This is a genomic window from Acidiferrimicrobium sp. IK (genome assembly GCF_025499425.1).
Lineage (GTDB): Bacteria > Actinomycetota > Acidimicrobiia > Acidimicrobiales > Palsa-688 > Acidiferrimicrobium.
This window is the reverse complement of the sequence record NZ_JAIMCB010000035.1, coordinates 1-1,738: the sequence shown is the minus strand read 5'-3', so window position 1 is coordinate 1,738 and position 1,738 is coordinate 1. Positions and strand designations below refer to the sequence as shown.

The 1,738-nt window shown below is 67.5% G+C and carries 1 protein-coding gene; it reads left to right on the top strand.

All coding sequences use genetic code 11. The annotated features are described in order from the left end of the window. Positions 1-69: 69 nt before the first annotated feature. Positions 70-1,587: an IS1182 family transposase gene (locus tag K6U06_RS24435; protein WP_262324605.1), complete on the top strand. Its 1,518-nt coding sequence runs from the start codon at positions 70-72 to the stop codon at positions 1,585-1,587. Positions 1,588-1,738: the final 151 nt, after the last annotated feature.

Sequence of the window (1,738 nt, the reverse complement as noted above, 5' to 3'; positions counted from 1 at the left end):
CTAGGACACTGTTGAACAATTCTCGCTTCGGTGCTCGCGATTTGGGCCCAGACCGTCGAGAATTGTCGGGTGCAAGGACGGAGCGAATCCAACCGTGAGTTGCTCGACGCGGCGGCGCTGTGTCGACAGCTCGTTCGTGAGGGCAGTGTGGAGGCGTTCCTGGCCGACCACCGCCACCAGTTGTTCCCCGACGATCTGTTCGCAGACCTCTTCTCTTCCGGTCGCGGTCGGCCGTCGATCCCGGGCGACGTGGTGGCGACGGTCATGGTCCTCCAGGCACTCGAGGGGCTCTCCGACCGGGACGCCGCCCGGGCGCTGCGTGACCGGATCAGCTGGAAGGTCGCCTGCGGGCTGGCCCTTGATGACGAGGGGTTCGACTACTCGGTCCTGACCTATTGGCGCACCCGGTTGCGGAAGTCGGATCGTCCCGAGCGGATCTTTGACGCGGTGCGATCGGTGATCGACGCCACCGGTGTGCTGCGGGGGAAGACGAGGCGGGCCCTGGACTCGACCCTCTTGGACGACGCGGTGGCCACCCAGGACACGGTCACCCAGCTCATCGCGGCGATCCGCCGGGTCCGCCGGGTGGTCCCCGGCGCCGCTGAGGTGACGCTTTCGGCCCATGACTACGACACCTCGGGCAAGCCGACGATCGCCTGGGACGACCCGGTGGCGAAAGCGGCGCTGGTCGACGGCTTGGTCAACGATGCCCTCACGCTGCTGGCTGCCTTCGCCGACGACGCCTCCGAGGCCGAGGCCACCTCGGCCCTCGCCTTGTTGGCCCTGGTGGCCGGCCAGGACGTCGAACAAGACGACACCGGCACCTGGACGATCGTCCGAAAAGTAGCCCCTGACCGGGTCATCTCCGTCGTCGACCCCGAGGCCCGTCACATGCACAAGTCCCGATCCGTCTATCGGGACGGCTACAAGGCCCACATCGCCGTCGAACCCGAGACCGGCCTGGTGACCGCCGCCGCCCTCACCCCGGCCAACGCCCCCGACGGACCGACCGGGGTCACACTCCTCGACGGCGAGGAGCCCGGGCTCCAGGTCCTGGCCGACGGCGCCTATGGATCAGGCGACACGCTGGCAGCCCTCCGTGCTGCCAAGCACCAGCGAGCCATCAAGCCGTTTCCGACAGCACCGGCGGTTCCCGGCGGCTTCCATCGCGACGACTTCGTCATCGACCACGATGCCGACACCGTAACCTGCCCAATCGGACACACCGTCACCATCACACCCAAACGACACGCAACCTTCGGGGCCCGTTGCCGGGGCTGCCCGCTGCGCTCCCGCTGCACGAGGTCCAAGGACGGTCGGGTGCTCCGACTCACTCCTCACGATCACGAGCTCGTCGAGTCCCGACGGGCTTGGCGCGACGGCGACTTCACCGAGGACTATCGACGGTGGCGGCCGATGGTCGAACGGTCGATCGCCTGGCTCGTCGCCGGCAACCACCGGAGGGTGCGCTTTCGAGGCGTGGAGAAGAACCAACTGGGCCTCTCGATGCGGATCGCGGCGATCAACCTCCGGCGGTTGGTCAATCTCGGGCTCGCGCACGACGGGAGATGGATGCTGAACGGGTAGCCGCCCCCGGAGGAGCGCTCGCGACGGTCACCACGCCCACAAAACGGCGCTCACAACGACCGGTTCGTCGGTCAGTCACACCCGGATGCCCCTCGCTCGTGAACCCGAGTCGCTGAACCCGGAAAACGTGGGTTGTTCAACAGTGTCCTAG